Source organism: Halomonas tibetensis, from assembly GCF_042643535.1.
GTDB lineage: Bacteria > Pseudomonadota > Gammaproteobacteria > Pseudomonadales > Halomonadaceae > Halomonas > Halomonas tibetensis.
In genome coordinates this window covers 35,613-59,633 of record NZ_JBHRSQ010000008.1, presented here as the reverse complement: position 1 = coordinate 59,633, position 24,021 = coordinate 35,613, and the positions used below count along the sequence as shown (strand labels likewise).

Below are 24,021 nucleotides of genomic sequence, written 5' to 3'. Positions count from 1 at the left end.
TCGCCTGCTCTGTGCCCCAGGTACGAACTTCTGAAACGAGCCCTTACGCCTTCAGCCTGTACCAACCCTGCCACGAAGACCAACCGTCAGATTTCACGCTTGGCGGCGACCGAAACGCGCCTCGATCATGCCGTCGCGCCACACCAGCAGCTCACCGGGGCACATGCGCTCCCAGGCCTCATTATCGGTGAGTGGCTCGGTGGCGATCACCGAGACGATGTCGTGGGTCGTGGTGTGTTCGGCGAAGTTCACGGTGAGCTCGGCATCCGACAGACTTGCGCGCCCAAAGGGAGCTCGCCGGGTGATATGGGCCAGCTTGGTGGAGCAGAAAGTGTAGAGGTAGTCGCCGTCGGCCAGCAGCAGGTTGAAGACCCCGAGTCCGCGCAGACGCTCACAGAGCTGGTGAAGCAGCCGCCACAGCCCCTGGCGCAACGCATCGTTTTCGGGACGCTCCGGGAAACAGCGGCGCAGCTCGCCCAGCAACCAGCAGAAGGCGTGCTCGCTATCGGTATCACCGACCGGGCGGTAGAAGCCGAGCGGCAGGCCCTGCCAGCCCTCGAGCTGGCCGTTGTGGGCATAGCACCAGGGGCTTCCCCACATCTCGCGTACGAAGGGATGGGTGTTGGCCAGGCGCACCTGGCCCACGTTGGCCTGGCGAATATGGCTGATGACGATGTTCGACTTGATCGGATAGTCGGTGATCAGCCGTGCGATGGGGGAATGAACCGAGGGGTGGGGGTCGCGGAACTCGCGATAGCCGCCCTCTTCATAGAAAGCAATTCCCCAGCCGTCTCGATGCGGGCCTGTGCCGCCGCCTCGATGCAGAAAGCCGGTGAAACTGAAACAGATATCGGTGGGCACGTTGGCGCTCATGCCCAATAGTTCACACATGCGGATCCTCCCGGTGAATGCGCCTGCGCGGCACGCGCCGATGCCGCCATAACAGCAGACTGAGAAGCGTCAATATGACCAGACCCGCCACCGCCCAGTGCCGCGGGTCGCCGGCGAAGGCCGCACCGCGGCGCTCGAGCCAGGGCCGGCTATCGCGCCAAAGAGCGGCGGCATAGGCAGGCAGGTCATGGATGAAGTCGATGAAGCGATCGGCGGCGCTATCGGGCATCGCCTCACCGTCGCTGCCGGTGGCGAGGTCCGTGTGGAACCGCTCGCCCAGGGAGCGCAGACCCGCCTGCCCGTCAAGCCCCTGGCCTTGCTCGGCTCCGGGCAGAAGGCTCAGCAGCGGCTGCACATTGATCGCCAGGTAGCGCTGACGAACGATGCCCTGTCCCTCGGCATGCAGGCGCAGACGGGCGGCACCGGAGAGCTCAGGGACCGTCAACTCTCCGACGAAGCGCTCCCCCTGACGCTGAAGCTGCACTTCCATCTGGACGGTGCCGTCGGCGTCCAGCAGGTCGACACTGATGGCGAGATCCTCCGGCGCCGCCGACCAGGGCTCTGCGCCGCGGGCCAGCCAGGCCACCAGCGGAAGCGTCAGCTCCGGGTGAACAACTGCCGGCAGGGGGGTGAGCTGCAGGCTTACCGCTCCTCGCACTCCGATACGGCTATCGCCGCTGATCTCGCCCTCCAGGCGCCACTTGCCGGAAGCGGGATCGGGCACCCTGAGCAGATCAAAGCGGGGGTCCATCTGCCAATTCGCGCCGGGCGGTGGGTTCCGCGCGTCGTAACGAGTCCCGTCCGGCGCCACCAGCATCAGGGGACGGGCGTCGGGATCATGAAAGAGCAGCGCTGAGAAGGCCTCGACACCGGGCTCGATGGAGAAGCGCCCTTCGACCAGGGGCACGCGGTCGGCGGGAAAGATACGTTCGACGATATCCGCAAAGGCGCTCAGAAGGCTCTCCGGCGATGTTATCAGCGCCGGCAGGCCGCCGGTGGACCGGGAGAGACGCTCGACCAGGGCCAGGTCGGCCGCATCGGAAAAGGCGATGGCATGCACGACCACGCCCCGGGCCGCCAGCGCCGGTGCCAATTCCTCGAGAAGCGTGCGCCGCGAGGCGTCATCCACCTCTGGCTTGGCGCCCCGTGCCGGAGGCAGGTCGATCACCCCATCGGTGAGCAGTACCAGATGGCGCCAGCCGTTGGCCGGTGCCTCGGCGGCCTTGCGCAAGGCCGCCTCGATGTCCGTGTACCGCTGGTACTCCACCAGGGCCGGGCGCAGGGCAGTGGCATCTGCGCGCCGGCCTGCATCGACCTCACCGAGGGGAAGCGGGCTGTCCACTCGCTCACCGAATGTCCAGACGCCTGCTGCGGTACCGTCTGGCAGCAGCAATACCAGCAGTTCAAGGGCGCTGGCGGCGAGCTGATCGGGATCGTTGGTGCGCATGCTGCCGGAGACATCGACAATCACCCGCACGTCAGGGCTCTCATCGACCGATTGGGCCACTGCGGAACCTGCCACCAGACAGAGCAGACCTGCCAGCAGTAAGCCGGCCTGGCCTCGCCCTCTCTCACTGACCCTCCACGACCAGGCCATGCCCGGCTCCTTAGCCGATTATCGGCTCCCGACGCCCGCCGCCACGTCGGGCGGGAGGGGCGTCGTCTTCGTTGTCATCCATATCGACATAGTCGTCTCGCCCGCGACCGCGCCATGCCAAGAGCAGCCCGAAGGCCACCCCCCCCGCCGCACCGGCCGCCGTCAGCATCATCGCCGGCAACATCAGGCCGTTGTCGCCCTCGAGAAACCCGACCAGAGCCACCACCACCGCCGGGGCCAGGCCGGTGTAGAATTCCCCTTCTTCCAGCAGCGGCATCCGGAAACGCGTCGGCACCCACATCACGCCGGCCACCAGCCAGGTAATCGGCAGCCGCAGCAGCCGCGGCAGGAAGGCCAGACCCAGGTAGCCCGTCAGCAGCACCACCAGCGACAGGACAACATAGACCAGCCATAGTAGGGTCATCGAATCTGTAATTGGCATCGCCACCTCTCTTTTCACAGTCCTGAGTATGGTACATCCCCCACCATGAAAGCACAGCCGCCGCATCACCCCGACAACCCGGCCTCCGCCTCACCGGTTGCCCGCTTCCATCGTCCGGAAGATCCCGAGTGGCACTGGCTGGAGAACCGCGAGGAGCCAGGGGTCACGACCTTTCTCGAGGCGGCCAACGCCGAATTCTCCACCTGGTTTGCCCCGCTGGACGATCTGGTGGAGCGTCTCTACCACGGCCACCTGGCACGCCGGGAGCTTGCCGTGCACGGGCTGCGCACCCCTTTGGACCACTACACCTACTGGAGCGAGACCGCCGCCGAGGCCGACTATCCGGTGTGGTGGCGTCATCCCAACGGCAAGCCGGACCGTGCCGTCCCCTTCCTGAACATGGAGAAACGGGCCGCCGACCACGACTTCCTGGAACTGGGCGACATGGCGCTCTCGCCGGACGAGCGTTGGCTGGCCTGGAGCGAGGATACCCGCGGCGATGAGATGTTCGACCTCTTCCTGGCGCGCCTCCCCGATGGGGAACCCGAGCGCCTGCTGGAGGGCATCGGCCCTGAGCTCACCTGGGCGGAGGATAACACCACCCTGTTCTTTACTCGCTACGATGCCACCCAGCGCCCCGAGAGCATCTGGCGTCTGGTGTTGAACGAGGGGGTGGCGGGGGAACCCGAGCTGGTACTGCGCGAAGAGGACCCTGAATTCTGGCTAGGGCTCGGCAAGACACGCTCCCGAGAATGGCTGGTGCTGGAGAGCGCCTCAAAGGACACCAGCGAGAGCTACCTGATTCCGGCGATGGCGCCGGCCACCGCCCCACGCTGCTTCCGACCCAGGGAAAGCGGCGTTGAGCTCTCTCTGGACCATCGCCCGGGCCACTTCTACCTGCTGCACAACCGCGGTGCGACTCACTTTCGTCTCGATATGATCGACGAGGCGCGCGTCGAAGAGGCTGCCGACGCCGACCAGTGGCAGCCGCTGATTCCCCACCGGGAAGAGGACACCCTGGAGGGCGTTGACGCCTTCGCCTGGGGTCTGGTGATCACTGAACGCGACCATGAAGAGGCTCAGGTTTGGCTGCGTGTCATCGAGTTCGATGAGGAACATGGCATCACTCGGGACGAGCGCCTGCCGCTGCCGGAGACGCCCTGCAGCCTGGCGCTGGGCGATGCGCCCCACTTCGACCAGCGCCGCCTGCGACTACGCGAGGAGTCCTTCGTGCTGCCGGTGAGCTGGATCGAACACGACCTGGACAGCGGCGAGCGCACCCTTCTCAAGCAGCAACCAATCCACGGCGACCTCAAGCCAGAGGCCCTGGTCTGCGAGCGGCTATGGGCGACCTCCCACGACGGCGCGCGCATCCCGGTCTCGGTGGTGATGCGCGCCAACCTGGTTGGCCACCCCCTGCCGACGCTGCTCTACGGCTACGGCGCCTACGGCGAGGTGCTAGATCCCTGGTTTTCCGTGGCCCGCCTGGAGTTGCTGGCCCGCGGCGTAGCCTTTGCGGTGGCCCATGTGCGTGGCGGCGGCGATCGCGGCGAACCCTGGTACCTGGCCGGTAAACTGGAGCACAAGGCCAACAGTTTTCGCGACTTTCTCGCCGCCCGGGACTGCCTGGTGGAGCACGGCATCAGCGACGGCGAGCGCATTGCCGCCTACGGCGCCAGCGCCGGCGGCCTGCTGGTGGGCGCCAGTCTCAACCTGGCCCCGGAGGCCTTCAGTGCGGCGGTGCTCGACGTGCCCTTCGTGGATGTGCTGCGCACCATGGAGAACCCCGATCTGCCTCTGACCACCGCCGAGTACACCGAGTGGGGTAACCCGGACGAACCCGACACCCGCAAGCGGATTCGCGACTATTCGCCGCTGGACAATCTGGCTGCCGCCCCGTATCCGACCATGTTCCTGCAGGGTAGCTGGCACGACACCCGGGTACCCTATTGGGAGCCGGCCAAGCTCTATGCGCGGCTGACGGAGCTCGGCACCGCGCGGGGCCCTGTGCTGCTGCGGACCGACATGGCCGCCGGCCATGGCGGCGCCTCAGGACGCTTCAAGGCATGGCACGACGGCGCCCGTCAGGACGCCTATATCCTCTGGGCGCTGGGCGTGGAAAACCGCGAGGCATAGCTTTCATCAGTCACTCCCATCAATCGATGGGAATGACCGCGATGATATGGTCCTCGTAGTGCTCCTCCGGCACTCCACGACTCGTAACGGCGAAATTCCGCACGCTGACACCTTTGCGGTGCACTTTTTCAGGATCGCCCGAGAGCAGCGGATGCCAACGCGCCAGCTTGCGGCCCTCCGCTACCCGACGATAGGCACATGACTTGGGCAGCCAGCGGAACTGGTCGATCAGGGCCGGGGTGAGCCGGGTGCAGTCCGGCACCCGAGAGAGCCGGTGCTCGTAGTCGCTACAGCGGCAGCTGTGGATATCCAGCAGTTCGCAGGCCAGATTGAGCACCGCCAGCTCGCCGCTTTCGTCATCCTGGAATTTGAGCAGGCAACACTGGCCGCAACCGTCGCACAGCGCCTCCCACTCCTCGGCGGTGAGCTCCTCGAGGGGGTACTGCTCCCAGAATCGTTCTCTCACTAGTAGCGGGCCTCGGTGGGGGTGCGATAGAGGTCGAGCAGGTACTCCTCCTTGGCAGGGGGCATCTGCAGGTAAAAGCCCTTCTCGCGAATCGCCGCCATGATATCGGCCGCTTGGGCGCGGCCCATCCGCTTCTCAGGGGTAAGAATCAGTGTGATCGCCGCTTTCGGCTTGCCGAAACGCTCGAGCAGCGGTTCGGGCACCCGAATGAGCCCCTCGCGCTTGTCCACGTAGAGATACATCTCGTCCATGCGGGGGCTCTTGAACACCTCGCAGAGCAGCTTGTCGCCGCGCATCCGATCGTCGCTCATCGGGGCTGTTCCTCCAACGCCTTCATGAGGCTCTCATTCAGCTGTTCACCGCGCCAGCCTGACGGCAGCGGCAGCGTTTGGTCTTCCAGGTGGGCGGTCACCAGGGCTTCCAGGTCGCGGCGGCGCAGCAACACCTCCGGGGCCAGACTCTGGGCCTCGGCCTCGGCGTTGACCACTTTCTTCAGCGCCTTCATTACCCGCTTGAACTCTGGCGCCATGGGCGACGGCAGCGCTGGAGGAAGCTCGGCCTCGTCCAGGTGGCGTGCCTCGGCCACCAGCGCCAGCAGGGTGTCGCCATCTCGCTTGATGAGGCTCGGCTTGACGTCTTCGATGCGGGCTAGTTCGAAGCGGTTCTCGGGCAGCGCCTCGGCGATGGCGTAAAGCACCCGGTCGTGAACCAGCCAGCCCCGTGGGAGGTTGCGGGCCCGGGTCTCTCCTTCTCGCCAGGTGGTCAAGCGGCGGTAGGCTTCGACCTGGCGCGGCGTCAGGCGCCACAGCTGACGTTGGCGCTGGTACCACTGGCCATCGGCCGCCTCGCTGCGGCCGGCCTGGGCAACCAGATCGGCGCAGTCCGCCTCCAGCCAGGCAAGACGGCCGTGACGTTGGAGCGACTCGCGCTGCAGCTGCCACACCTCGACCAGGTAGATAACGTCCAGCGCCGCATAGGCCTGCTGGGTCTCGGAGAGCGGGCGCGCCAGCCAGTCGGATCGGGTCTCGTCCTTGGGCAGGGTGTGGCCGGTCCAGTGTTCCACCAGTTTCTGGTAGCCCATGGACGGGGTTTCGCCCAGCAGACCCTGGGCCAGCTGGGTATCCACCAGGGGTGCCGGCGTCACACCGGCCCAGCCGGCGAAAACCTCGAGATCCTCGCTGGCGGCGTGGACCAGCTTCAGAGGCCCCTCGGCCAGAAGCCGACGGAAGGCATCGGTACAGGCCACCGCCTGGGGATCGACCAGCCAGGCCGGGCCGCCAGTGGAGAACTGGATCAGCGCCGGCACCGGGTAGAAAGTGTTCTCGCGGAAGAATTCGGTGTCTAGCGCGATAACATCGGCGCCGGCCACCTCGGCACAGGCGGCGTCCAAGGCCTCGGGAGTATCGATCCAACGTATTTCGGGGGTCAGGGGCATGAGGGTTCCGGCAGGTCGGGAATCGTCAAAGACAAGAAGCATCGGAGACAGGAGTCAGTCGCCTCGGAATGGCAGGCGACCGTTGAAGGCGCGGCTCAGAGTGCCGCCGTCCACGTATTCAAGCTCGCCGCCCATGGGCACGCCGTAAGCAAGGCGCGACAGACGCACCCCATGGGGAGCGAACTGGGCGGCGATATAATGGGCGGTGGCCTCGCCCTCTACGGTGGGGTTGGTGGCCAGGATCATCTCCTCGATGCCCCCCTCGGCTACCCGAGTCTCGAGCTGGTCGAGGCCGATATCCTCGGGGCCGATGCCATCCAGAGGCGAGAGATGGCCATGCAGCACGAAGTAGCGTCCTTGAAAGCCGCCGGCATCCTCGATGGCGAGCTGGTCGGCGGGGGACTCCACCACGCAGAGAAGGGCATCATCGCGCCGCGCACTTGTGCACAGCCGGCAGACCTCCTCCTCGGTGAGAGTGCGGCAGCGCCGACAGTAGCCGACTCGCTCGATGGCCTCCTCGAGCACGCCGGCCAGGCGTCGGCCGCCGTCACGGTCGCGCTCGAGCAGGTGCATGGCCATGCGCTGGGCGGTCTTGGGCCCGACGCCTGGCAACACCCGCAGCGATTCCATGAGTTTCTCGACAAGGGGGGAAAAACTCATCAGAAGGGCATCTTGAAACCGGGCGGCAGGTTCAGTCCGGCAGTCGCCTCCTCCATCTTGGCCTTGGAGTTGGCCTCCACCTTACGCACGGCGTCGTTTACCGCGGCGGCCAGCAGGTCCTCGAGCAGCTCCTTGTCCTCTTCCATGACGCTGGGGTCGATGTCGACCTTGCTGACGTCGTGACGGCCGTTCATGGTCACCTTGACCATGCCCGCACCGGCCTCGCCGTGAACCTCTGCGCGGGCGACCTCCTCCTGGACCTGCTGCATCTTCTCCTGCATCTCCTGGGCCTGCTTCATGATGTTGCCCATTCCACCCTTGAACATGGTGAGTCCTCTCTTTATTTCAGTAAGGTTTACGATTTGCGAATCAGTACGACTTGAATGCGTGTGACTATGACGCCGCGGCGCTCTCGCCGTTCAGGAATACGCGCCTTCGGAAATGCGCGCCGATAAGGCGCCCCGCCGTTCAGGAAGGCGCCCCGGCGTCGGCGGGCTTGACCGTGGATTCGATCAGCCGTGCCCCGAAGGCCTGCTGGAGCTTCTGGATATTGGGATCGCGCTGCAGGGCGGCAACGGCCTGGGCGTGGCGCTCGGCCGCCAGCCGTTCGGCCTGCTGGCGCGGAGTCTCGACCTCTTCGGGCAGAGTCCCCTCCTCCACCACGAGGCGACGCGTCACGCCGTGCTCGGTCAGGGCATTGCGCATGCGTTCGAGATGGATATCGGCGCGCATGGCGGAGAGCGACGGATCGAGGCGCATCCGAAGCACCTCGCCGTCATCCTGCTCCACCACGCAGTTGGCCGCCAGGTTGCGGGTCAGCCCGCCCAGGCCCAGCGACTCGAAGCAGGCCAGCCACTCGGCATGGCCGAAGAAGCCTTGCCTGCCAGGGGCCGGCATCGCTGGCTCTGGCTCTGGCTCTGGCTCTGGCTCTGGCTCTGGCTCTGGCTCTGGCGCCGCAGGGGGCGGCTCGGTGGGCGCCGAGACATCGGCACCGGGCGATTCGACGGCCGGTTCGCCTATCGGCTCAGGCAGTGATTCCCAGGGCGGAGGCGCCTCATGTCTCGGATCCACGCGTCGCGTCGGCTCCGGTTCCTCTGCCGAGGGCTCGGGACTGGAGGCAATCTGGCGATCAGGCCGAGGCTCAGGGGCGAGCGCCGCGTCCATGGCGGCGGAGGGTGCCCCGGACGAAGGGGCCGCCGAAGGAGCACCGGAAGCGCCAGGGGCGGCCTGCGGCACATGGGACGTCGGTGCGCCCTGCCCCGAGTCGCGCAGCGGCAGCGGCGTCGTGGGGGGCTTCGGCACGCCCTGGGGGCGGAAGGCCAGCATACGCAGCAGCGTCATTTCCAGGGCGGTGCGCAGGTCAGGGGCATGTTCCATGTCGCCACGCCCCTGGATGCCAATCTGATAGTAAAGCTGCACATCCTCGGCGGTGAAGCGTGCTGCAAGCGCAAGCAGCGCGTCGCGATCGCCGTGGCCGTTGTCCAGGGCATCCGGCACCATCTGAGCGATGGCCAGGCGATGCAGCACCGCGGTGAGCTCGTCGAGCACTCCGGCGAAGTCGGGAGCACGCTCGGCAAGTGCTGCCAACTCGGACAGCACCCGGGCAGCATCCACGTCAGCCAGGGCCTCGACCAGCGCCAGCACGTAGCGCTGGTCGAGGGTGCCTAGCATGGCGCTTACGTCGGCGTGCTCCACTCGCCCCTGACCAAAGGCAATGGCCTGGTCGGTGAGGCTCATGGCGTCACGCATGGAGCCTTCGGCGGCGCGACCCAGCAGCCACAATGCGCTTTCTTCAAAGGGAACCGACTCGGCCTCGAGCACCTTGGCCAGGTGGCCGACGATGCGCTCCGGCGGCATGTGCTTGAGCGTAAATTGCAGACAGCGTGACAGCACCGTGGCGGGCAGCTTCTGCGGGTCGGTCGTGGCCAGCAGGAACTTCACGTGGGGCGGTGGCTCTTCCAGGGTCTTGAGCAAGGCATTGAAGCTGCTGGTAGAGAGCATGTGTACCTCATCGATGAGATACACCTTGTAGCGACCCTGGGTCGGCGCGTACTGCACATTGTCGAGTAGCTCGCGGGTATCCTCCACCTTGGTGCGTGACGCGGCGTCCACTTCGATCAGGTCGACGAAGCGCCCCTCGTCGATGGACACGCAGCTGGCGCATTCCCCGCAAGGAGTCGAGGTAATGCCTTCGTCCCCGTATCCTTTGGACGTGCAGTTGAGGCACTTGGCGAGGATGCGCGCCAGAGTGGTCTTGCCAACCCCGCGGGTACCGGTAAACAGGTAGGCATGGTGAAGGCGCCCCTGATCCAGAGCGTTGACCAGCGCACGCTGGACGTGCTCCTGGCCCACCAGCTCGTGGAAGGTACGCGGCCGCCACTTGCGGGCCAGAACCTGATAGCTCATGCAGCGCGGAATCCTTGCGGTGGTCAAATGTCGGCGACGTGCCGGCGCCCGGAAATGGATCGGCGCCCGAAGCCCGACTGAGTGGTACATTCTAGCGACTGGGGCCGGCCGCGGAAAGCAACGCGGGTCGTGCACCGCCCAAAGCTCACCTCGGCCTCTGCGCCAACCGCCGGCTGTGGTAGTCTCGCCGGGATGACACCGCAGCGCGCCTCGAACAGGGATGAGACCATGAGCCGACAGCCTTCCTTACCGCCCACGGCGGGGATTTCCTATGAGCAGGTCGCCGCCGCCGCCGAGAACCTTGAGGGCCGCGGGGCAGAGCCCACCCTGCAGCGAGTATGCGAGCACCTGGGTGCCGGCTCGCCCAACCGCATCCAACGCCACCTGAGCGCCTGGCGTGCCGCGCGGCCAGCGCCGGAACCTCCCACGCCCCGGTTGCCGGAGTCACTTATCGGCGCGCTGGAGGAGGAACTCGCACGACACGCCAGCGCCGCTCTCGCACGGGGCGAGAAGCTAGCCGAAGAGGCCCGCAGCGACGCCGCCAGTCTGGCCGAGCTTGGCGAAACCATGGAGCAACGCCTGACCGAACTGGAGACCCGAGCAACCACGGCGGAAAGCGCCGCCGAGCAGGCCATGGCTCGTCGCGATGAACTTCAGACCGGTTTCAATGAGCTGCGCGAGAGTCTAGAGCGTGAACAGCGCGAATCGCGCACGCATCGCGAGGCGCTGCTGCAGACACGTCAACAGGTAGAGATGCTGCGCGAGCAGCTTGAGGAGGCCGTGCAGGCTCGGCTGGCCGCCGAGCGCCAGACGCGGGACGCCGATGCCGAACGCATCAAGGCGGAACGCAATCAGGCCGTGGCCGATACCCAGCGCGACAGCGCCCTGGTCACGGTGCGCGAGAAGACCGAACAGCATGCCGAACTGCAAAAGGAGCTGCAGGCCGAACGTGCCCGACAGCGCCAGGAGATCGCCGAACTGCGCAACGAGCAGAAGCAGCGCGCGGATGCCATGGAGAGAGCCCGCCACGAAGCCCTGAAGCAGGCCCAGGAAGCGGCCCAGCGGGCTTCCAAGGCCGAGATTCGCGCAGAGGCACTTCAGGCCACCCAGGCCGCCCTCAAGTCACGCATGGACGCCATGCAGGTTCAGCAGCGCCAGCGCAGCCTGCGCCCCACGGGAGGGCGCCCCAGCGGCGAGCGCGACTGATCGCCCTCGCAACGGGCATTGCCTATAACCTCCTCCAGCCCCTGTCATCTGAGTCTCAGTCCCGATAATCGGCCATCAGCGCCTTGCCCCTGTCACGCAAGAAGGCCAGTACACGGGACTGTTTCCATTCGCCGCGATAGACCAGTCCGAAGCCGAACGTCATGGCCGGGAAAAACGGACGCACCACCACTTCGTCTCGAGACGAGAGTTGGTCCCGGGCAGTCACCGGGTTCATCACCGTGATCCCCACACCGTTGGCCACCAGCGCCGAGATGGTTCCGATGTTGGCTTCGGTCTTGCCGGCGATCTGAATGCCGTGGCGGGCGATGAGTTCAAGCAGCGGATTGGTGCTGATGCTCGGCTGGTTGCTGATCACCAGGTGCTGATCGCACAGGTCCTCGATGTCGATACGCGCCTTGTCCGCCAGGGGGTGGGCCGTCGGCAGCAGGCAGACCGCCTCGGTGGTCAACCAGGGTTCCACCTCCAGCACCCGCGAGGCCACCGGCAGGGTGACAAAGCCGATATCGGCGTGGCTCGACTCCACGGCCAGCTGCACCTCATTGCTGGACATCATGTCCAGACTCACGCTGAAGCGAGGATTTTCCTCCAGCAGCGCCGCCACCAGGCTCGGCACGAAGCCGAAGGAGAGGCCGGGAATCGAGGCGATTCGCAGCCGCGACGTCCCGAACTCCTTGAGTGCCAGCACGCTGTGACGCAGCTCTTCGATATTGCCCATCAGCCGCAGGATCTCGTCGTAGAGCTCACGGGCCTCCGGCGTAGCCACCAGGCGGTTCTTCTCGCGCAGGTAGAGCTGGATCCCGAGGTTCTCCTCCAGTTGGGCCAACGAACGGCTGACCCCTGACTGGGTGATGCCCAGGGTCCGCGCCGCCTGGGATGCACTGCCCGCCTCAAACAGCGTCTTGAAGATCGCCAGCGCCTTGAGCGAGTGGATGGTCACATCTGCCATGACTTAAACTCACTGAATCCGATAAAAACATCATATATTGAAATATGTTGCCATCGCTACCTAGACTGAATCGAGCCTTCCTTCATCACCACAACGACAATCGGAATCCTCGATGACCGACTCACCGCTGTTCTACCAGGCTGGCCCCACCCTGCCGGAAGTCAGCCATGCCGATGGCGTCACCCTGTGGGATACCCGGGGCAAGGCCTATCTGGACGGCTGCTCGGGCGCCATCTCCTGCAACCTCGGTCACGGCAGGCAGGACATCCGCAATGCCATGCTGGCCCAGCTAGACCGCGTCGCCTTCACCTATCGCACTCAATTCGAGAATGCCCCCGCCCTGGCCCTGGGCCGCGCCCTGGTCGAGCTGACCGACGGCGCCCTGGAAAAGGTATTCTTCGTCTGCAGCGGCTCAGAGGCCGTGGAGTCGGCTCTCAAGCTGGCACGGCAGTACGTGGTCGCCACCGACGAGCCGCAGCGACGCCGCTTCGTTTCCCTGCGCCCCTCCTACCATGGCAGCACCCTGGGGGCGCTTGGCGTCACCGGCTATCACCCCCTGGAGGCGCCCTTCACCGAGCTCACCCACGCTTCGCTCAAGGTGGCGGGCCCCGACTTCTATCGCCACCAGGATGCCGACGACGACGCCCATGTCGACCGGGTGCTGGCCGAGACCCGGACGGCCATTGAGGCTGCCGGTCCCGAGTCGATCATCGCCTTCATATTGGAGCCGGTGGGCGGTGCAAGCACCGGCGCCCGGCTGCTCGGCGAGCGCTATCTGAAGGGTATCCGCGCGCTGTGCGACGACGTCGGCTGCCTGCTGATCCTCGACGAGGTGCTCACCGGCCTGGGCCGCACCGGCACCTGGTTCGCCTGGCAGCACTACGGCGTCATCCCCGATCTTCTGGTCACCGCCAAGGGGTTGGGCGCCGGCTATTACCCGGTGGGGGCACTGCTCGCCCGGGACGACATCGTCTCCAAGGTGATGGCCAACGGCGGCTTCCAGCACGGCCACACCTACGCCGGCAACCCGCTGGCCTGTGCCACCGGCCTCGCTGTGATCGAGGCAATCCGCCGCGAGCGGCTGCTGGACAACACCCGGGCGCGAGGCGAGCAGCTTGAGGCCGGTCTGCGAACGCTGGCCGAACGCTACCCCTGGGTCGGCCACGTGCGCGGCCTCGGCCTGCTGTGGGGCGTCGAACTGGTCGCCGACCCTGCGACCCGCCAGCCCTTCCCCGCCGGGCAGAACCGTTTCGCCCAGATCACCGCCCTGGCCAAGGAGGAGGGGCTGCTGATCTATCCCCGACGCACCCTGGACGGCGTGGCCGGCGACCATTTCCTGGTCACCCCGCCGCTGACCATCCGCGCCCAGGAGGTGGGGACGCTGCTCGAGCGACTGGGGCGCGCCATGGCCCGCTTCGACCAGGCGCTGGCCGACGAAGCCGGCACCGCTGCCTTCACCTCCCAGCCGAAGGAGGCCCCGACATCATGACGCTGCTCACCCAGAAGGTCCGCGATCTTGAGGCGGCAGTGGCCGCCATTCCGCAGGGGGCGACGATCATGGTCGGCGGCTTCGGCTCGCCTGGCACCCCCTTCGCCCTGCTCGACGCCCTGCTGGCAAGTGGCCAGGACGAGCTTACCCTGATCAAGAACGATGCCAACGAACCGGGCATCGGCATCGGCAGGCTGATCGAGGCCGGACGCGTCCGGCGGCTGATCACTTCGCACCTGGGGCTCAACCGCACGGCCATCGAGGCGATGAATGCCGGGCGGCTCGAGGTGAGTTTTCATCCCCAGGGCCTGCTCGCCGAGAAGATCCGCTGCGCCGGCGCCGGCCACGGCGGCTTTCTCACCGACATCGGCCAGGGCACCGAGATCGCCGAGAGCCGCCGGGAGATCGAGATCGACGGCCGCACCTGGGGCATCGAGCCCGCCCTGCACGCCGATTTTGCCCTGGTGCACGCCGAGCGGGCCGACCGCTACGGCAACCTGATCTACCGCGCCACCGCCAGCAACTTCAACCCGCTGATGGCCATGGCCGCCGAGCAGGTGATCGCCCAGGCCTACCGCCTCGACGCACCGGGCGAGCTACCCATCGATGCCATCCACACCCCCTGCGCCTTCGTCAGCCAGGTAGTGCAGGTCGACCGTGTCACCAGCGAACAGGGAGTGCGCCGCCATGAGCTCTGACACCCAGCGCATCCTGACCCGAGCCGCCCGGGAGGTGATCCCCGGCCAGATCGTCAATCTCGGCATCGGCCTGCCGACCCGACTCTTCCACTACCTGCCCGACGAAATGGAAGTGCTGGTGCACTCCGAGAACGGCGTGCTGGGCTGCCGCCCGCGCCGCGACGGCGAGGCGCCGGACCACGACATGATCGACTCCGGCGGGGCCTACATCACCACCCGCCCCGGAGCCAGCGTCTTCGACAGCGCCACCTCCTTCGCCATGATTCGGCGCAGCCGGGTTGACCTTACCTTCATGGGCGCCTTCGAGGTCGACGCCGCTGGCAACCTGGCCAACTGGAAGATCCCCGGAAAGTTCTCGCCCGGCATCGGCGGCGCCATGGAACTGGCCCAGAAGGTCAAGCGGCTGGTGGTGCTCTGCTCCCACAACGACAAGCACGGCAACCCCAAGATCCTCGAGCGCTGTCGCCTGCCGCTCACCGCCAGCGGCTGCGTGTCGCGCATCATCACCGACAAAGCGGTGATGGACGTGACCCCGGAGGGGCTTAGCGTGGTAGACATCGCCGAGGGCCTCGACCCGTTGAGCCTGCGCGCGGCCACCGAGGCGACGCTGATCATCGACGAGTCACGACTGGGGAGATTCTGATGCTGGACGCCACAGAGAAGCGCATCGTTGCCGCCTGCGAAGGGCTCATGGACGACACCCTGGCGCTGACCTGCGACCTGGTGCGCGGCTACAGCGTGCTGGGCCAGGAGCATGGGGCGCTGGACACCATGGAGGCCTGGTTCGAACGGCTCGACTTGCCGGCGACCCGGGTGCCGCTGGATGCCCCGGGGTTTGCCGAGCACCCTCACCGAGTGCCCACCGAATGGGACAGCGCCGGTCGCTACAACCTGGTCTCGCGGCTCAATCCCGATGCCAGCGGTCCGCACCTGGTGTTCAACGGCCATCTGGACGTCGTGCCCGCCGAGCCCGTCGACATGTGGACCCGCACGCCCTGGGAACCCTGGGAACAGGACGGCTGGCTCTACGGCCGTGGTGCCGGCGACATGAAGGCCGGCATCGCCGCCATGGTCATGGCGGTGCAGGCGGTGCGCCAGGCCGGCGTGACCATCGATTTCCCGCTGACGTTGCAGACGGTGATCGAGGAAGAGTGCACCGGGAACGGCGCTCTGGCCTGCCTGCATCAGGGCTTTAGCGGCGATTTCGTGCTGATCCCCGAGCCCTTCGGCGCCCAAATCTACAGCGGACAGGTGGGCGTGCTGTGGTTCCGCATGCAGATCGAGGGCCTGCCGGCTCACGTGCTCGACACCGCCGCGGGCCGCAACGCCATCGAGACCCTGCAGCTCTATCTGCCGGCGCTCAAGGCGCTGGAGGAGGAGATCAACGCCCTGCCCCGCCCAGCGCCCTATGTCGACCATCCCCATCCCTTCAATCTCAGCATCGGGCGGGTGGAGGGCGGCAACTGGGCCTCCAGCGTGCCGGCCCACGCCATCCTCGAGGGGCGCGTCGGCTTTCCGCCGGGTATGACGCCTGACGAGGCCATGGGGCGGGTGCGCGAGACCCTTGCCGCCCGCCATGCCGAGCTCGACGATGCTACGCCGGCGCCCCGGGTCAGTTTCCATGGCTTCCGCTCGGAGGGGCACCTGGTCGACCTCGATACTCCGGGCATCCGGCTGCTTTCCGAGTGCCACGAGGCACTGCTTGGCAAGCCGCCGGCTTACTACCTTTCCACCTGCACCACCGACCTGCGCGCCTTCTACGTCTCGGGCGAGATCAACGGCACCTGCTACGGCCCGGTCGCCCAGCGCATCCATGGGGTTGATGAGTGCGTGGAGATCGACTCCATCCGACACGTGCTGACTACCTACGCGCTGTTCATCCACCGCTGGGGGCGCCTGGCCGACCCCAAGGAGCCGACCCCATGAGAGACGTCTATCTCGCCGACTACGCCCGCAGCGCTTTCACTCGAGCGCACCCCCGCAAGCCGGAGGTGGACGGCTGGGCCGACACGCGAAGCGATGTGCTGCTGGCTGCCGTGATCGACGCCCTGCTCGAGCGAGGCGACCTCGACGGCGCCGCCGTGGAGGATCTCAGCATCGGCTGCGCCCTGCCGGTCAAGGAGCAGTGGAGCTTCGGTGGGCGCTACCCACTGTGGCTTGCCGAGCGCCTGGGCGAGCGGGGCCGCGCCTGTGCCAGCCGCCAGATCGATCAGCAGTGCGGCTCGGGGCTGGCCGCCCTGCGCAGCACCGCCCGCGAGATACAGGCGGGTGCCATCGAGGTCGGCATCGCCGGCGGCGTCGAGAACATGACCCGGGTGCCCATGGGCCCGGCGCTGTTCAAGGAGGGCGTGCTGACCAGCCCGGCCGCGCTGCAAGAGGTCGACTGGCTGGCGCTGGGGGTGGCCCTGAACATGGGCGTGACCGCCGAGCGCCTGGCCGAAGCCGCGGACATTGGGCGCGAGGCCATGGATGCCTTCGCCCTGGCCTCGCACCGACGAGCCGCCGCGGCCGATACCGAGGGACGCTTCAACGGCGAGCGCCTGATGCTGGCCAATGCTGCCGGCGAGCGCATCGTACGAGACGCTAATATTCGCGCCGACACCACGGCTGAGCGTCTGGCTGGACTCGACCCGGTGTTCCAGGAGGGCGGCAGAGTGACCGCCGGCAACAGCTCTCCGCTCACCTCCGGGGCCGCCGCCGCCCTGCTGATGTCCGAGGAGGCCCTGACGCGCCATGGCGCCACGCCCCTCGCCCGAGTGGTGGGCATCGCCGACTGCGGCGTCGCCCCGGAGCGGATGGGCGCCGGGGCGGCGGCGGCCATTCAGCGCGTGCTGGACCAGGCCGGGCTGGGCATCGCCGACATCGACGCCTGGGAGATCAACGAGGCCTTCGCCGCGGTGCCGCTACACGCCATGGGCGAGCTGGCGCTGGACCCCGAGCGTGTCAATGTCTGGGGCGGCGCCCTGGCGCTGGGTCACCCTCTCGGCGCCACAGGGATTCGCCTTGCCGGAACCCTGGCACGAATTCTGCAAGTAAAAAACAAGCGCTACGGCTGTGCGGCCGCCTGCATCGGCGGCGGCCAGGGCATCGCCCTGCTGCTCGAAAGCGCATGACCCGCGCAGGCAGAATGTCCTGCACCTCGTTTCCATGAGCCATCATCAGGAGGTAACCGCCAGAACCGAGAACGTCACCCAACTCCACTGAACAATACAACTCCACTGAACAATACAATCCACAACAAGCAGGCATCGACATGAAAAATCATAATACGTCTTTCCATCGCCCCTTCATCAGCGCCCTGGCGCTGCTTGGCGCCATTTCTCTGGCCAGCTTGCCGGCCCAGGCCCGGGATCTTCCCGAGATCCAGGATGACGTCTTCCAGGTCGCCAATTCCGGCGCCTACCCGCCCTTCAGCTACGTAGACACGGCCGGCAACCTGATCGGTTTCGATGTGGATATTGCCGAAGCCCTGGCAGACAAGATGGGGGTCGAGGTGAACATCCAGACGTCGCCCTGGAACGGCATCGTCGCCGCCCTGGCCGGCGGGCGTTTCGACGCCTGCATCTGCAGCATGAGCGTCACCGAAGAGCGCGAGAAGGCCGTCGACTTCACCGACCCCTACTACCGCTCGGGGCTCTCCATCTGGGTGCGGGAAGAGACCGATGACGTCAGCAGCATCGATGACTTCGAAGGCAAGCGAGTGGGTTCCACCCTCGGCGAGACCGGCAATCAGTGGGCCACCGAGAACGCCGAGGGAAGGTGGCGCAACCAGACCTTCCAGGGCCTTCCCGACATGCTCAACGGTCTCACTACCGGGCGCGTCGACGTGATGATCGCCGATGATATTCCCGTCTATGTGGCCATTGGGGAAGGAGATATCGCCATCAAGCAGATCGATGTCGGCGAGCTGCCCAGCTGGCCCGCTGCCATTGCCATCCAGAAGAATACGCCGCAGCTCAAGGCAGCGCTCAATACGGCGTTGACCGAGATCCGTGAGGACGGCACCTACCAGGCCATCGTCGACAAGTGGATCGGTGAAGGCGTCGAGTTCAATTAGATGATCCCTCGACAGCAGGGCGCGAGCCCTGCTGCTTCCGCACCCTCCTGACAACACGACAACAGGATAGAAGGGATCATGGACATCAATCTGATGATCGAGATCGCGCCGCTGCTGGTGAAGGCGGCCTGGATCACCGTGGACATCTCCGCGCGTGCCCTGTTCTTCGGTTTCTTTATCGCCTCGGCGCTGGTGGCCCTGCGCACCTCGCGAATACCACCGGCTCGCTGGCTGGCCCGCGCCTATATCAGCGTGGTGCGCGGCACGCCCTATTTCGTACAGCTGTTGCTGGTCTTCTACGGCGGGCCCGCCATTGGTCTGCGCCTGGACCCCTTCACCTGCGGTGTTGTCGTCGGCGCCTTCAACATCGGGGCTTACATGAGCGAAGCCATGCGCGGCGCCATCGAGTCGGTGGACAGCGGCCAGAGCGAGGCGTCGCGCTCCCTGGGCTTCGGTCGCCTGGCCACCCTGCAGCACATCATTCTGCCCCAGGCGGCTGCCCTGATGATCCGCTCGGTAGGGGTGCTGGCCATCATTCTGGTCAAGAACTCCTCGCTGGTATCGATCATCTCGGTGGTCGAGTTGACCTATCAGGCCCAGCGGCTGATCGGCTCCACCTACAAGCCCCTGGAAGTCTTCATGCTCAGCGCCCTGATGTACATCGTCATCATCTATGCGGTCATGGGCATCGTGGAGTTCCTCTATCGACGGGCCACTCGCTACACCTTCCTGTAACACTTGCCGGGCGCATTGCCGGGCCACAACTACCAGGATAGCCCCATGGAATTCGACTTCAGCCCCGTCATTGACTATTGGCCCACCCTGCTGAAGGGCGTCGGCGTCACCCTGCTGATCGGCGTGGCCGTCGCTGTGATGTCGATAATCGGCGGCCAAATCGTGGCAGTCATCACGCTGTATACCCGCAAGATGGTGAACTGGCCGCTGCGCTTCTTCATCTGGCTGTTCATGACCACACCGCTGCTGCTGCAGCTGTACTTCCTCTATTTCGGCATCGGCGAATGGATACTCATACCGGCGATCGTGGTGGGGGTTCTGGGCCTGGGCTTTCACTACATGGCCTATAACGCCGATATCTTCATCGCCACCATCAAGTCTGTCTCCAGCGGCCAGTACGAAGCATCGCGCTCACTGGGTTTCGGCCACCTCCGAACGCTCCTCTATATCATTCTCCCCCAGGCCTTCTATCGCGCCCTGCCCCAGCTGAGCAACAACATGATCATCATGGTCAAGGATATCTCGGTGCTGTCGGCTATCGGCATCGGCGAAATGGTCTATGCCTCGCAGTACGCCATCAGCGTGACCTTCCGCCCCTTCGAGTTCTACATCACCATCGCCGTCATCTACTACCTGATCAATCTGATGATGGAAGCCGGCCAGACGTGGATCGAGCGTCGCGCCGCCTACCGCAGCTAACGAGGACCCCGCATGACACAAACAACAGAGACCCCGATGGTCGAGCTCAAGGGGATCAAGAAACGCTTCGGTGACCTGGAAGTGCTCAAGGGCATCGATCTCAGCGTAGATCGCGGCAAGATCATCTCCATCATCGGTCCGTCAGGCTCGGGCAAGAGCACCCTGCTGCGCTCCGTCAACAACCTGGAGGTGATCGACGAGGGCACCATTACGCTGGATGGCGTTCAGGTCAATCGGCCCGACCTGAAGGGCCTGGCCTACGAGAAGCACATCAACCATATCCGCCAGAACATGGGCATGGTGTTCCAGCACTTCAATCTGTTTCCTCATCTTTCGACACTGGAAAACGTGACGCTGGCGCCCAGAAAGCTCAAGGGAATGAACGCCAGTGACGCTCGAGATCTGGGCATGGAGCTGCTTGAGCGCGTGGGCCTCGCAGACAAGGCACTGGTCTATCCGAGCGCGCTTTCCGGGGGCCAGAAACAGCGGGTGGCTATCGCCCGAGCCCTGGCCATGCGCCCCAAGGTCATGCTCTTCGACGAGGCCACCTCGGCGCTCGACCCCGAACTGGTCGAGGAGGTCAACCTCGTCATGAAGGGTTTGGCCGAGGAGCATATGACCATGCTGATCGTCACCCACGAGATGACCTTTGCTCGCGACGTTTCCGACTGGGCGATGTTCATGGATGGCGGCGTGGTGGTCGAGGCCAACACCCCCGACCACCTGTTCAGCCATCCCGATCAGGAACGCACCCAGCACTTCCTGCGCAAACACCTGGGGGCTCAGGCCTGACGAGGTGCCAATCCCTGCAGCAGCGAATCGCCGTCGACCTACTCGCCCCGCAATGCCGGATGGTGGCAGACTGAAGGTTGCGTGGCGTAGTGATGGGAGATGGGCATGGTCCTGGCGAGATGGGGCATCACATGGACCTGTTGACGGCTCTGCTGCGCCAGACCCGCGACAGCCTGCGCGACCTGGCCCCGGTGGTCCTGGTGGTGGCCTTCTTCCAGCTGGTGGTGATTCGTCAGCCCCTGCCGGAGGAACTGAGTCTCCTAGACCTCCTGGGCGGGCTCGTCATGGTGGTCGCAGGGCTGACCCTGTTCATCCAGGGCCTGCAGCTGGGTCTTTTTCCAGCCGGTGAGCATCTCGCCAGGGAGTTTGCCCGCAAGGGCAGCGCCGCCTGGCTGCTGCTGTTCGCCTTCGCCCTGGGCCTCGGCACCACGGTGGCGGAACCCGCGCTGATCGCCGTGGCCGGCAAGGCCGCCACCGTGGTCGCCGACGCCGGGCTGATCGAGTCTTCCGAGTCCAGCCGGGCGCGCTTCGCCTTTCAACTGAGGATGGTAGTGGCCGTGTCAGTCGGCAGCGCCGTGATGCTTGGGGTACTGCGCATACTCAAGGGCTGGCCCCTGCACCTGATGATCATCGCCGGCTATGCCCTGGTCATGGGGCTTACTTTGCTGGCCCCGGCCGAGATCATCGGCATTGCCTATGATTCAGGCGGGGTCACCACCTCCACCATCACGGTACCGCTGGTAACGGCACTCGGCATTGGGCTCGCCACTGCGATCCAGGGACGCAACCCCATGCTGGATGGTTTCGGGCTGATCGCCTTCGCTTCGGTGATGCCGATCATCTTCGTCTTACTGTTTGGCATTCTGCGGGGAGGCCTCACTTGAACGAGTTGCTTGCCGTGCTGCGAAGCACCCTGCTGGATATCCTGCCCATCGCCGCGATTCTCTTCGGTTTCCAGTACCTGGTGATCCGGCGACCGCTACGGCGACTCAAGCAGGTGCTGGCCGGTTTCGTTCTGGTGCTACTCGGTTTGACGCTCTTCCTGGTAGGGCTCGAGACGGCGCTATTCCCCATGGGCAGCCTGATGGCCGAGCAGCTTACCTCCCGCCAATTCCTGCCGGCCGTGGTCACCGAGGCGCAGCGACACTGGCTCGACTACTACTGGGTCTACCTGTTCGCTTTCGCCATCGGCGCCAGCACCACCATCGCCGAACCGGCCCTGATCGCGGTGTCACTCAAGGCGGGCGAGATCTCGGGTGGCACCATCGATCCGCTGATGCTGAGGATTGCCGTGGCGCTGGGCATGGCCTTTGGTATCAGCCTTGGCGCTCTGCGGATCGTGCTGGGGCTCCCCCTGCACTGGCTGGTGATGGGGGCCTATCTGCTGGTGATCCTGCAGACCCTGCGTTCACCGCGCAGCATCATCCCGCTGGCCTACGATTCGGGAGGGGTCACCACCTCGACGATTACGGTACCGATCATCGCGGCCCTGGGACTCGGGCTTGCCGATGCCATCCCGGGACGCGACCCGGTGCTGGATGGCTTCGGCATGATCGCACTGGCCTGCCTGTTCCCGATCATCACAGTGATGGGCTATGCCCAGATCGCAGAGTGGTGGGAACGACGCCCGCCTCGCTGAGAGGGGACCTCTGAATGGCTCGAACAGGAATAGAAGACACGCGAATGAAATGACAGGAATGCAGGACCACAAATGGAGGCGGCCCCGACAGCCACATCCCGGCACACGCGACCACCACTACCGTTGCTCCCTTCCGGGCCTGGCGGGGTTTGTGGCTTAGCATTGCGGGAGGACCGACGGGGCCACCATAACGCGACATCTAAGATTTCGACGTCAACTCGACAGAGGGAGCGTTGTCAATCAACGCCTTGCCAAGTGCGAGCGCACTATAGCAATGCAGGGCTCGGCCGGCAAGGGGCGTTTGCCTCGGGGGCCAGGGTGAACCTGACCAAACGTTGCTGTATTTTGGAAGTCATCTGTTTTTCCCCGAGAACGTCCATTGGTCGGCTCGGGATTCTGTCCATTTCCACATCGGGAGACACTCCATGACAAAGGATCCGAACAAGGGTTACATCGCTCTGCTTGGCTGGAGCCTGAACGCCATCGAAGCCGCCGAGAACTTCGACCGTCGCTACGTGGTGGTCGCCCCGGACTGGGCCGAGGAGTACTGCCAGAAGCACGACATCCCCTATGTGTCCTGGAACTTTGAACGCCTGAACGACCGCTCCATGGAGATCGCCGAGACCCTCAAGGAGCTGGGCGTCGACGTGGCGATTCCGATGTTCGAGGAGACCGTGGAGTGGGCAGGCGCCATCAACTCGGTGCTACTCGACAACCCCCGTTTATATGGCCAGTCGCTGCTGCTGCGCGACAAGGCGCTGATGAAGCGTCGCGCTCAGCTTGGCGGTATTCGCGTAGGCATCTTCGAGGAGGCCCATGACAAAGAGGACGTCGTTCGTTTTCTCAAGCGGGTCAACCAGACCCTCCTCAAGCTCGACGGCGACCCCAACGATCCCATCCACCTCAAGGCCTTCGACAAGGCTGGCTGCCTGGGCCACAGAATGATCCGCACCCCGGACGAGGTCGACTCTATCCCGGACGAGGAATTCCCGGTGCTGATGGAATCTCACCTGGACGGCTGGGAATTCGCCGTGGAAGCGTGGATCCACAATGGCAAGATCGCCTTTCTCAATATCTCCGAGTACGTGACCCTGGGCTACTCGGTGTTCGTGCCGGCCTCGCCGGAGCTGGAATATTATCGGCCGCAGATCACCGAGCAGATCGAGAAGCTGATCAAGACCTTCGACATCGAGTTCGGCCTGATCCATCCGGAGTACTTCGTCACCAGTGACGGCGAGATGTACTTCGGCGAAGTGGCCTATCGTCCGCCGGGATTCAAGGTTTTCGAGCTGCTCGAGCGGGTCTATGGCTTCAACGCCTACCAGGCCTCCATGTTGGTCTTCGATCCCAAGACCACCTCGGAAGAGGTCGAGGCGTTCTTCCCGCAGGAAGTGGTGGACGCCGACGGCTTTGCCGGCTGCTTCGGGGTCTATCCGCGCCGCCGCGTGGTCAACAAGTTGGAGATCCCCGAAGAGGTCGAGGACGACCCCTACTTCGAGTCCCACGAGCTCACCGCGCCGATGGAAGAAACCGTCACCAAGCGGACCGCCTTCGGCACCCATTGGGGCCTGATATACTTCAAGGGCGAGGAGGCGGCGCGCATGAAGGAATTGCTCAAGCATATGGAAGAGCTTGATTTCTATGTCTGATACAGGCGTCATGGAGAGATGACATCCTGACGACAAGGAATCGGCGTGACCACGCAC

The 24,021-nt window shown here is 65.3% G+C and carries 24 protein-coding genes and 1 other RNA gene; 14 read left to right on the top strand and 11 right to left on the bottom strand.

The features are described from left to right. Window positions 1-93: 93 nt before the first annotated feature. From ACFODV_RS05335 to ACFODV_RS05325, 3 genes are read right to left on the bottom strand one after another with little or no spacing between them, the layout of a single operon-like run. Window positions 94-891, bottom strand: a complete 798-nt coding sequence (locus ACFODV_RS05335) for a class II glutamine amidotransferase (protein ID WP_379755768.1) — start codon at window positions 889-891, stop codon at window positions 94-96. After that, entirely contained in the window at window positions 884-2,488 is a 1,605-nt protein-coding gene (locus ACFODV_RS05330; protein WP_379755765.1) for a vWA domain-containing protein, read from the bottom strand. The genes ACFODV_RS05335 and ACFODV_RS05330 overlap by 8 nt, the downstream gene beginning before the upstream one ends. Before the next feature lie 10 nt (window positions 2,489-2,498). Beyond that, a complete protein-coding gene (locus tag ACFODV_RS05325) occupies window positions 2,499-2,930 on the bottom strand; it encodes a hypothetical protein (protein WP_379755762.1) in 432 nt (143 codons plus the stop codon). Between the two features lie 45 nt (window positions 2,931-2,975). Here ACFODV_RS05325 and ACFODV_RS05320 point away from each other — a divergent pair, with 45 nt between their 5' ends. Further along, window positions 2,976-5,066: a S9 family peptidase gene (locus ACFODV_RS05320; protein ID WP_379755759.1), complete on the top strand. Its 2,091-nt coding sequence runs from the start codon at window positions 2,976-2,978 to the stop codon at window positions 5,064-5,066. 19 nt (window positions 5,067-5,085) lie between these two features. On the opposite strand, the gene ACFODV_RS05315 is transcribed toward ACFODV_RS05320, so the two are convergent. From ACFODV_RS05315 to dnaX, 6 genes are all read right to left on the bottom strand, one after another. Next, entirely contained in the window at window positions 5,086-5,532 is a 447-nt protein-coding gene (locus ACFODV_RS05315; protein WP_379755756.1) for a YcgN family cysteine cluster protein, read from the bottom strand. After that, window positions 5,532-5,843, bottom strand: a complete 312-nt coding sequence (locus tag ACFODV_RS05310) for a YcgL domain-containing protein (RefSeq protein ID WP_379755753.1) — start codon at window positions 5,841-5,843, stop codon at window positions 5,532-5,534. Before ACFODV_RS05310 ends, ACFODV_RS05315 begins: the two co-directional genes overlap by 1 nt. Beyond that, a complete protein-coding gene (gene rnd, locus ACFODV_RS05305) occupies window positions 5,840-6,967 on the bottom strand; it encodes a ribonuclease D (RefSeq protein ID WP_379755750.1) in 1,128 nt (375 codons plus the stop codon). The genes ACFODV_RS05310 and rnd overlap by 4 nt, the downstream gene beginning before the upstream one ends. Window positions 6,968-7,021: 54 nt before the next feature. Further along, the gene (gene recR, locus ACFODV_RS05300) at window positions 7,022-7,627 is read right to left on the bottom strand and encodes a recombination mediator RecR (protein ID WP_379755747.1); all 606 of its coding nucleotides are present in this window, start codon (window positions 7,625-7,627) and stop codon (window positions 7,022-7,024) included. Beyond that, window positions 7,627-7,953 carry a YbaB/EbfC family nucleoid-associated protein gene (locus ACFODV_RS05295; RefSeq protein WP_379755744.1) on the bottom strand — a complete coding sequence of 109 codons (327 nt, stop codon included), beginning with the start codon at window positions 7,951-7,953 and terminating at the stop codon, window positions 7,627-7,629. Before ACFODV_RS05295 ends, recR begins: the two co-directional genes overlap by 1 nt. Window positions 7,954-8,095: 142 nt before the next feature. Next, a complete protein-coding gene (gene dnaX, locus ACFODV_RS05290; protein ID WP_379755741.1) occupies window positions 8,096-10,033 on the bottom strand; it encodes a DNA polymerase III subunit gamma/tau in 1,938 nt (645 codons plus the stop codon). A gap of 228 nt (window positions 10,034-10,261) precedes the next feature. Between dnaX and ACFODV_RS05285 the strand changes: the two genes are divergently transcribed. Further along, complete coding sequence (locus tag ACFODV_RS05285; protein ID WP_379755738.1) at window positions 10,262-11,239, top strand: DNA-binding protein; 978 nt, start codon at window positions 10,262-10,264, stop codon at window positions 11,237-11,239. A gap of 55 nt (window positions 11,240-11,294) precedes the next feature. On the opposite strand, the gene ACFODV_RS05280 is transcribed toward ACFODV_RS05285, so the two are convergent. Beyond that, window positions 11,295-12,206: a LysR family transcriptional regulator gene (locus ACFODV_RS05280; RefSeq protein ID WP_379755735.1), complete on the bottom strand. Its 912-nt coding sequence runs from the start codon at window positions 12,204-12,206 to the stop codon at window positions 11,295-11,297. Window positions 12,207-12,318: 112 nt separating this feature from the next. Between ACFODV_RS05280 and ACFODV_RS05275 the strand changes: the two genes are divergently transcribed. From ACFODV_RS05275 to ACFODV_RS05225, 11 genes are all read left to right on the top strand, one after another. Then, window positions 12,319-13,695, top strand: a complete 1,377-nt coding sequence (locus ACFODV_RS05275; protein WP_379755732.1) for an aminotransferase family protein — start codon at window positions 12,319-12,321, stop codon at window positions 13,693-13,695. Continuing rightward, complete coding sequence (locus tag ACFODV_RS05270; protein WP_379755729.1) at window positions 13,692-14,393, top strand: CoA transferase subunit A; 702 nt, start codon at window positions 13,692-13,694, stop codon at window positions 14,391-14,393. The genes ACFODV_RS05275 and ACFODV_RS05270 overlap by 4 nt, the downstream gene beginning before the upstream one ends. After that, a complete protein-coding gene (locus tag ACFODV_RS05265; RefSeq protein ID WP_379755726.1) occupies window positions 14,383-15,036 on the top strand; it encodes a 3-oxoacid CoA-transferase subunit B in 654 nt (217 codons plus the stop codon). Before ACFODV_RS05270 ends, ACFODV_RS05265 begins: the two co-directional genes overlap by 11 nt. After that, window positions 15,036-16,319: an ArgE/DapE family deacylase gene (locus ACFODV_RS05260; protein WP_379755723.1), complete on the top strand. Its 1,284-nt coding sequence runs from the start codon at window positions 15,036-15,038 to the stop codon at window positions 16,317-16,319. Before ACFODV_RS05265 ends, ACFODV_RS05260 begins: the two co-directional genes overlap by 1 nt. Next, a complete protein-coding gene (locus ACFODV_RS05255; protein ID WP_379755720.1) occupies window positions 16,316-17,506 on the top strand; it encodes an acetyl-CoA C-acyltransferase in 1,191 nt (396 codons plus the stop codon). Before ACFODV_RS05260 ends, ACFODV_RS05255 begins: the two co-directional genes overlap by 4 nt. A gap of 140 nt (window positions 17,507-17,646) precedes the next feature. Beyond that, the gene (locus ACFODV_RS05250; RefSeq protein ID WP_379755717.1) at window positions 17,647-18,450 is read left to right on the top strand and encodes a transporter substrate-binding domain-containing protein; all 804 of its coding nucleotides are present in this window, start codon (window positions 17,647-17,649) and stop codon (window positions 18,448-18,450) included. A gap of 78 nt (window positions 18,451-18,528) precedes the next feature. Further along, window positions 18,529-19,185, top strand: coding sequence for an amino acid ABC transporter permease (locus ACFODV_RS05245; RefSeq protein ID WP_379755714.1), 657 nt, complete (start codon window positions 18,529-18,531; stop codon window positions 19,183-19,185). A gap of 45 nt (window positions 19,186-19,230) precedes the next feature. Further along, window positions 19,231-19,884 carry an amino acid ABC transporter permease gene (locus ACFODV_RS05240; RefSeq protein WP_379755711.1) on the top strand — a complete coding sequence of 218 codons (654 nt, stop codon included), beginning with the start codon at window positions 19,231-19,233 and terminating at the stop codon, window positions 19,882-19,884. 12 nt (window positions 19,885-19,896) lie between these two features. After that, window positions 19,897-20,676, top strand: coding sequence for an amino acid ABC transporter ATP-binding protein (locus ACFODV_RS05235; protein WP_449271883.1), 780 nt, complete (start codon window positions 19,897-19,899; stop codon window positions 20,674-20,676). Between the two features lie 131 nt (window positions 20,677-20,807). After that, a complete protein-coding gene (locus tag ACFODV_RS05230) occupies window positions 20,808-21,560 on the top strand; it encodes a DUF1538 family protein (RefSeq protein ID WP_379755708.1) in 753 nt (250 codons plus the stop codon). Next, entirely contained in the window at window positions 21,557-22,315 is a 759-nt protein-coding gene (locus ACFODV_RS05225) for a DUF1538 family protein (protein WP_379755705.1), read from the top strand. The genes ACFODV_RS05230 and ACFODV_RS05225 overlap by 4 nt, the downstream gene beginning before the upstream one ends. Window positions 22,316-22,397: 82 nt before the next feature. Here the strand turns inward: ACFODV_RS05225 and ffs are convergent. Further along, an RNA gene (gene ffs, locus ACFODV_RS05220) (signal recognition particle sRNA small type) lies at window positions 22,398-22,494 on the bottom strand. A 246-nt stretch (window positions 22,495-22,740) separates the two neighbouring features. Between ffs and ACFODV_RS05215 the strand changes: the two genes are divergently transcribed. Beyond that, complete coding sequence (locus tag ACFODV_RS05215; RefSeq protein WP_379755702.1) at window positions 22,741-23,964, top strand: ATP-grasp domain-containing protein; 1,224 nt, start codon at window positions 22,741-22,743, stop codon at window positions 23,962-23,964. Window positions 23,965-24,021 lie beyond the last annotated feature (57 nt).